Source organism: Paracoccus sp. 22332 (assembly GCF_052045125.1).
GTDB classification, from domain to species: domain Bacteria; phylum Pseudomonadota; class Alphaproteobacteria; order Rhodobacterales; family Rhodobacteraceae; genus Paracoccus; species Paracoccus haematequi_A.
Map to the genome: position 1 here is coordinate 1 of NZ_JBQEOI010000068.1, position 7157 is coordinate 7157.

The following is a 7157-nucleotide window of genomic DNA, read 5'->3' on the forward strand; positions in this document are numbered from 1 at the left end:
TCGAGGCGTATTCCTTGTGGATGATCCCGCAGCCTGGCGCCGCTCCGCCAGCTGCGGGTCGAGCGTCTGTCGCGGTCGAGACGCGGGCATAGCCGATCAGGGCCAAGGAACCGTCGGGATCATGGGTGCAAAGGGGTTATATGTTGTCGCGAGGAATCCGGCGGCAATCGGAGATGCCCGCTGGCCCTCTGGGCCTTTCCACGCGGCAGGCTCCCTCCGGACATGAGATCTTCGATAAGGTGTCCTTATCGAAGGTCTATTGTCATGCGAAAAGAATACGAAGTGATCCGCATGAACGAATTCAACTGCGGTTATACTACGTTTCTCCTGGTGCTTTATTGGCGAGATCAAGCTCTCAGTCCGGTCCCAGAACCCGCGGGGCCACGACGGCGGAACCGCGGACGGGATGGGGTAGTTGGCTTCGGGATCAGACAGGGCGGATCATGGACGGATCACTTTCGACAATTGTCGCCGCCTATAGCCGCCCTGTCCTGGTGCAGATCGTCGTTGCCATTCCCGTCAGAAACGAGGCCCGGCGTCTGCCGAGGCTGCTGCGGGCCCTCTCGGCGGCGGCGATGCGGTCGCCCCTGCCGGTGACGGCGGTGGTTCTGGCCAACAACTGCACCGACGGCAGTGCGCGGATCGTTCGGTCCTTTACCCATCCGTCGCTGCGCCTGGAACTGCACCAGGTCGATTTTCCCGACCCCAATGCCGGGATCGCCCGCCGGGTCGTCCTGGATCTGGCCGCGCGTCCCGGCGCGCTGATCCTGACCACCGACGGGGACGCCGCGCCCCATGCCGACTGGATCGCCGCCGCGCTGCGCGCCGCGGATGCGGGGGCCGATCTGGTCTGCGGCAGGATCGACGCCGATTGCCGCCATGTCCTGGCCACCGCCCCCGGCCGCAGGGTGACCCAGGCCGAGGCTGCCCATGGCGCGCTGCAACACGAGATCCGCCATGCCGTCGACCTGCTGGCCGGGCGCCAGGGTCCGGAGCGTCCACATTATATCGAATCCGCCGCCTCCATGGCGATCCGCAGCGATGGTTTCCGCTTGATCGGCGGGCTTCCCGACACCCGCTCCAGCGAGGATCGCGCCCTGGTCCATCAGGCCGAATCCCATGGCCTGGCGATCCGCTATGCCGACGACATGCTGGCCACGGTGTCGGGCAGGCTGCACGGCCGCGCCGAGGGCGGCATGGCCGAAGCCCTGCGCCAGCGGATGTCCGATGACGATCCCCTGGCCGACCAGGCGATGCTGCCGGTCCCTGTCCTGGCGGATCTGTGGTCCCGCGCGACGGCCGGGGACAGCCGCCCCTGGCCCAGCCGCGCCCTGTCCTTGGGCAACCGCCTGCGCGCCTCGGATCTGGAAGCGGAGCTGCCCGCACTGAGGCGCCTGGTCGAAGGGTCCGTGCGCCCCCGGCTGCTGCCCCGGGGAAAGAGTGCCGCATGACCGACATCGCCCGTGCCGCGCGCCTTGTGGCGCAGGCGCCCTGCGACGGTCCCGACGGTCCCTCTGGCCCTGCCTTGGCGCATGCGCTGCGGCAGGGCGGACTTCTGGACGCCCCGCTGTCCGTCGGGCAGCTTTTCGAGGCCTTGGCGGCCATCGGCCGGGCGAACCTGTCGGCGGGCCGCATCTTCGAAGGCCATGTGAACGCGGCCAAGCTGCTGGATCTGTATGCCCCCGGCGACAGGAGGGGTGGCCTGCTGGGCATCTGGGGGGCCGACGGTCCCGATCCGGTCAGGATCGACGGCCCCCTGTTGCGGGGGCAAAAGCTGTTCGCCAGCGGCGCGGACGTGCTGGACCATGTGATTGTGTCCGCTGGCACGGGCGACGGCCCGCAGCTTCTTCTGTTCAGCCGCCCGCAGCTTGAAGGGCGGCTGTTTCCCGACGAGTGGCGGGTTTCGGGTATGAAGGCCACCGCCTCGGGGCGCTGCGACCTGGAGGGGCTTGCCGTGGCCGAGGCCCTGCGGATCGGCGGTCCCGGCGACTATCTGATCGAACCGCATTTCCAGGGCGGGGTCTGGCGCTATGCCGCCGTGCAACTGGGCGCGATGCGGGCGCTGACGGCGATCACCGCCGATCAGCTGCAACGGCGCGGGCAGGACGCGGCACCCTTGCAGGCCATGCGCCTGCGCCGGATGGTGACGGCCTGCGAAACGGCCCGGCTGTGGCTGTGGCAGGCCGCCGATCGGGTGGAACGGCCCGATGCGGTGCCCGAGGATGCCGAGGCCGCGATCCTGGCGCGGCTGCTGACAGCCGAGGAAGCGGTCGCGCTGATGAACGCCATGGACCAGGCCCTGGGGGCGGCCTCCTTTGCCACCGCCCATCCCGCCGACCGCATCCGCCGCGACCTCGGCTTCTATATCCGCCAGGCCAATCCCGACGGGCTGGCCCTGGGGGCCATGGCGCGCATCCTGCAAAGCCCCGCCCTGCGCGACAGATGGATCGGATGAGCGGGTTTCTGGACAACCTCGGTCCCCCGATCGGCGTGGCCGATCTGCTGGGCGGACGCCCCCTGGCCGTGCTGGCGCCCCATCCCGACGACGAAACGCTGGGCTGCGGGGCGCTGCTGTTCGACGCCGCCGCCCATGGCGCGCGTTGCACCGTGATCTGCGTGACCGATGGCAGCCGGTCGCATCCGAAATCCCGCGGATGGCCGCCCCGGCGGTTGGCCGAGCAGCGCCGGGCCGAGCTTGAGGCCGCCGCCGCCATCCTGGGCGCGACGACGCATTGGCTGGGACATGGCGACTGCCGGGTGCGGACGGATGCCGACATCTCGGACCTGATCCCGCAAGGCGCGCTGCTGCTGGCGACCTGGGAGGGGGATCCGCATGTCGATCACCAAAGCGTGGCGCGGATGGCGCGGACCCTGGCCCGCCGCGACGTCGCGCTGGCCTATTACCCGATCTGGGGCCGCTTCACGGACCGCACCGCCCCAACCCGCACCATCGCGGCCTCGGCCGCCGCGCTGACGGCCAAGCGTCGGGCGCTTGCCTGCCACCGCAGCCAGATGACGCCGCTGATCGACGACGATCCCGAGGGATTCGTCATGGAGCCGTGGCGCCAGGAGCATTTCCTGACCCATCCCGAGATCGTCATTGCCCCATAGAGACACCCTTGCGCATCTGTCCCGGCTCTATGCCGCCAGCGAGGATCCCTGGAACCATCGCTCCAGCCCCTATGAGGCCGCCAAGTTCCGGGAAACCCTGTCGGCGATCGGCCCCGGCCCGTTCCGCGAGGCGCTGGAAATCGGCTGCGGCAACGGCGAACTGGCGCGCCGCCTGGCCCCTCGCTGCCGACGCCTGACCGCGATGGACTGCATCCCCGCGGCGGCCGCCACCGCGCGCCGCATCCTGGCCGGGTTTTCCCAGGCTACGGTGCTGCAAGGCTGCGCGCCAGACGATCTGCCCGACATCCGGCCCGACCTGGTGCTGTTGTCGGAAGTCCTCTACTTCCTGACCCCCTCGGAAATCTCGACCCTGGGCGGCTGGCTGAACCGGAACGCCGCCGGTCCCGTCGTCGCGGTCAACTGGACCGGGCCGACGGACGAGCGGCTGAACGGAGCAGAGGCCGTCGGCCTGCTCGGCCAAACCCTGGTCATGGCACAGACGCGTCATTTCCCGCGATTTCGGCTGGATGTCCTTTGGCCTGTGCAAAGCTCCATCCGGCCGCGCTGAGGGTCGCGGGCGATCCGACGACGCTGGCAGCCCGGCTGCACGATCATCGTGACGCCCGCGCGGCCCTGACCGCCGTCACATGAGCGGCAGTTGGATTGATTTATCTCAGTCCTCATCCTCGGGACAGAAGATATTCAGAAGGTGTTCACGGAGGCTGAACTCGATTTTCGCGTTCGGGGCCACTGCCGCGAGGGCCTGTTTGCAGATGAGATGGACGCGCGGCCGACCCGCGTGCTGGGCTTTGTCCATCCGCGCCTGATAGGAACGCTTTTCGCCGCCCGGCTTGAGAAGGCCTGCCCGTTCGAGGCTGGCCAGATGCCAGGGCCTGGCATCCTTCAGCATATCGACGGTCAGGTAATAGAACCGATGGTCCTGCCATCCGGTCCGGTCCTCCTGTTTCCGAGGCGTGCCCCCCAACCATCGCAATCGATGGCCGTGGGCTTCGATGGCGTCGAGCAGGATACGGAGCGCGGGGCCGACGCTGTGTTCCTGCGCTGCCGAGTGCCAGAGCGCCGCAAGGTGATGAGCGGCCGTCATCGCGGCGTTTTCCGTCCAGGGAAGGATCCCGGCCGCGATCGCCAACTCCCCCGCCGCGCCGACCACGCCAAGTCGCCGGAGATGCGGGAGAAGGGTGCCTGGAGGTGACTCCGTTCGCAGTTCCAGTTCCCGCGCGACGAAACGATCCATGTGGCGATGCAGCATCGCCTCGGCGTGTTCGCGATTGTTGACCAGCCATTCGATGAAGGCGCCTGCCGCATGGCCGTGGTGGTCCCTGATCATGCCGCGCAGGGCGGTGACAAAGGAGGCTGCATCCGGGTATCCGTGCAGATCGTCGAAGGCCCCGTGGAGGCCTGCCCCGACCGGGATATCGAGGAAACGCACCCTGAGAGCCTCGGCCTGGAGATGTCGCTTGCGCCGGAAAATCTCGATCGTCGGGGCCTCGCTGCTCATCAGGATCACGAGGCGATGCCCGGTCTCGCGATTTTCGAAAGAACTGTCCGTGGCGAAGGACGCCAGGGCCGTCATTTCCTTTGAGGAAGGGTGGGCATTGAAGGCCTCGATCGTCATCAGACCATCGTTCCGGCGCGCTTTCAGATCCTCCAGCCGCCCCGGAAACTGCGACCAGAACGTCGTCGTCGCCGGGGAATCCCCGGCACTCTGGGCGGATTGCAGCAACAACGACTTGCCGGAGCCGGGTCGGCCGTAGACGTTCAAACCCACTGTTTCCATCCGCGCCAGCTCGAGGAGCGGGCCCGCAAAGCCTGCGGAGAGGGCGGCCATCAGGAGCGGGTTTCCCTCGGCACAGGTGGCGATGCCGCTCGACCAGCCTTGGAGAGTTCCCGCCCTCGGCACGGGTGAGGCATTGAACAGGGCAAGGTCAGGCACGTCCTCCTTGCGTCGCGCGACAGCACGCCCATCGGGCTGAACGAAGAGGCGATTGCACCCCGGCAGGGACACCCAGCCGGCCCGGTCGAGGCGCCATCCCAGGGGTGGCTGCGACTCCGCGGTCCATGCGCGGAGGAACTCGACAAACTCTCGCAAGGAAACGTGGATCGGAAATCCCAGTCCTGTCAGCCTCCTTGCGAAGCCGGAACCGGAAGCGAGATCCGCCATCCCGCAAGCGATGGACTTTATCTGGCCGGAGAGGTCCATGAACTCGAAGAGAACCGCGTAGCCGTCCTGGGTCCCCGGGCGACGGAGCGTGAGAGCGGGAAAGATCAGGCCGCAAACCCGCTTCGGGCTGGAAAGGAAATGGATGGTTCCCTTGTCGGCATCCACGTCGAGATTTCCGGGAAGGGTTTCCCGGATCCGAGCCGCCAGGGCATGACGATCCGCTTCAGCCTTCCTGTCGGGAATGCAGGCAGGAAGGTGGGGCCGAGCGACTTTCGCGGCCGAATCCGCATGGATCGGCGGATTGCCGACGGGCTCTCCTTCTTGCCTTCCGCCGTCAAGGAACCGATCATCCATTGCTGCCGCTCTCCTGTTTCGCTGCCCGACCCTCGATAGGGCTATTGACCCCGGCCCCCGATTGACCCTGGCCCCCGGACGCACGGCATGGGTCGCACTTCCGGCAAAGGGTCAATGCCCCGTTAAAATATTAAAAATAACGAACACAGGAGGTTATGATAAATCTCGGCACGGAAAAAATCAAGGAATTCGTGACGCAATAACACTGGCGGACCGAAGGAATTAACATTCCGGTTTTTCTTGATAAGGAATAATTTCCCAAACAAATTGGAAAGCACTTTTTATTATTACAGAAACTTTCGTCATATATTTTTGTGGAAATTTTCTTGCCGAGGTGACGGTCTGCCTTCAGACAAAAACTGTTGGACGTGTTGGACTGTTGGACCGGCACCGCAAAAACGCTGCCGCTCAGGTTCATCCGCCCGCACAGATGGCCGCCGGACTTGGGCCGACGCCAGGCCTGGGGGATCGCCTGGCAGGGAATACCGGCCCCGCGATCCCGCAGTCTGGGCCGAACCATCTGGAAGCGCGGGACCGGCTATCATGTCCGCAGCCGGGACGAGGCGAAGATGATGTGCTTCAAATCCTTCGGCGAGCATATCGCTTCACGGGATCCGGACAGGCAAACCGCTGAAATCCACATCCGCATCGCCCTGATGAACCGCTTCAAGGCGCGCGGCAACGCCGACATCGAATGCGTGCCATGAACTCAACGGGGAAAGGGGGCTGCTGCCGAACAGACGCCGACATCCTGGGTCCGACTGGGAAAGCCGATCAGCGGCCGGTGCTCAGCGGGTCGTCGATGGCGGTCATGGCAGCGCCTTGCGCCTCCGGTCCACCATCACGCTGGCATGATCTGATCGATGCCTTTCATGCTCTCATGTTGATTTGTGTGACCCGCGCCGGAACTGCTCCTGCCGGAGCAGGGTGATAGCGTGCCAGGATGCTATTACCCTAGGTTGCTATTGTAATAGCTTCGGGCGTGTTCTCCGGCGGAATGATAGCATAATATTACACTATTACACTATTATGCTATGCAACGGCTGCCGCATTCCGTCGCCCTCGATCTCCGCTCACCGTGCGCTTCCGCAGCGGTAGAAGTCCTCGTAGGTGTCCTGGCGGCTGTTGTCGTAGTCGATGCAGAGGCCGGCCTCGTCGATCCGGGCCTTGAGGATCTCGGCTTCGTTGCAGTCGCCCAGGCTGATGCCGTTGGCATCGCCGGCGGAGTCCATGCAGGCGGTATAGGCCGCGGCGAAGCCGTCCACCAGGCGCATTTCCTTGCGGCTGAGCGGGCCGCCGGGAAACAGGGCGGTGGCGGCGACGAGGGCGATGATCAGGAGAAGAGCGGCGCCGGCGGCGACCAGGATGCGGGTGTGGGTCATGTCCGTGTCCTTTCCGAAGGGAGGGGGCGGCGGTGCGCCGCCCCGATGGGGTTGTCGCGCGGGCGCTCAGCGGCGGATCAGCGCGGCGAAGTCCGGGTAGCTGCCGGTCCCGGTGGCCCAGTAGCCGA

The 7157-nt window shown here is 66.2% G+C and carries 6 protein-coding genes and 1 pseudogene; 5 read left to right on the top strand and 2 right to left on the bottom strand.

Features of this window, described 5'->3' with window-relative positions; translation table 11 throughout:
- The first annotated feature begins 443 nt into the window (after nt 1–443).
- From ACTJI6_RS22630 to ACTJI6_RS22645, 4 genes are read left to right on the top strand one after another with little or no spacing between them, the layout of a single operon-like run.
- Complete coding sequence (locus ACTJI6_RS22630; protein ID WP_440803726.1) at nt 444–1451, top strand: glycosyltransferase; 1008 nt, start codon at nt 444–446, stop codon at nt 1449–1451.
- Nucleotides 1448–2455, top strand: coding sequence for an acyl-CoA dehydrogenase family protein (locus ACTJI6_RS22635; protein ID WP_440803723.1), 1008 nt, complete (start codon nt 1448–1450; stop codon nt 2453–2455). Before ACTJI6_RS22630 ends, ACTJI6_RS22635 begins: the two co-directional genes overlap by 4 nt.
- Entirely contained in the window at nt 2452–3111 is a 660-nt protein-coding gene (locus tag ACTJI6_RS22640; RefSeq protein ID WP_440803721.1) for a PIG-L deacetylase family protein, read from the top strand. Before ACTJI6_RS22635 ends, ACTJI6_RS22640 begins: the two co-directional genes overlap by 4 nt.
- On the top strand, nt 3101–3679 hold the full coding sequence (locus ACTJI6_RS22645; protein WP_440803718.1) for an SAM-dependent methyltransferase: 579 nt from the start codon (nt 3101–3103) through the stop codon (nt 3677–3679). The genes ACTJI6_RS22640 and ACTJI6_RS22645 overlap by 11 nt, the downstream gene beginning before the upstream one ends.
- A 105-nt stretch (nt 3680–3784) precedes the next feature.
- On the opposite strand, the gene ACTJI6_RS22650 is transcribed toward ACTJI6_RS22645, so the two are convergent.
- On the bottom strand, nt 3785–5647 hold the full coding sequence (locus tag ACTJI6_RS22650; protein WP_440803716.1) for a DUF927 domain-containing protein: 1863 nt from the start codon (nt 5645–5647) through the stop codon (nt 3785–3787).
- Between the two features lie 503 nt (nt 5648–6150).
- Between ACTJI6_RS22650 and ACTJI6_RS22655 the strand changes: the two are divergent.
- A pseudogene (locus ACTJI6_RS22655) lies at nt 6151–6354 on the top strand (IS5/IS1182 family transposase); the annotation flags it as partial.
- A 366-nt stretch (nt 6355–6720) separates the two neighbouring features.
- Here ACTJI6_RS22655 and ACTJI6_RS22660 read toward each other — a convergent pair.
- Nucleotides 6721–7029, bottom strand: a complete 309-nt coding sequence (locus tag ACTJI6_RS22660; protein ID WP_126156365.1) for a hypothetical protein — start codon at nt 7027–7029, stop codon at nt 6721–6723.
- Nucleotides 7030–7157: the final 128 nt, after the last annotated feature.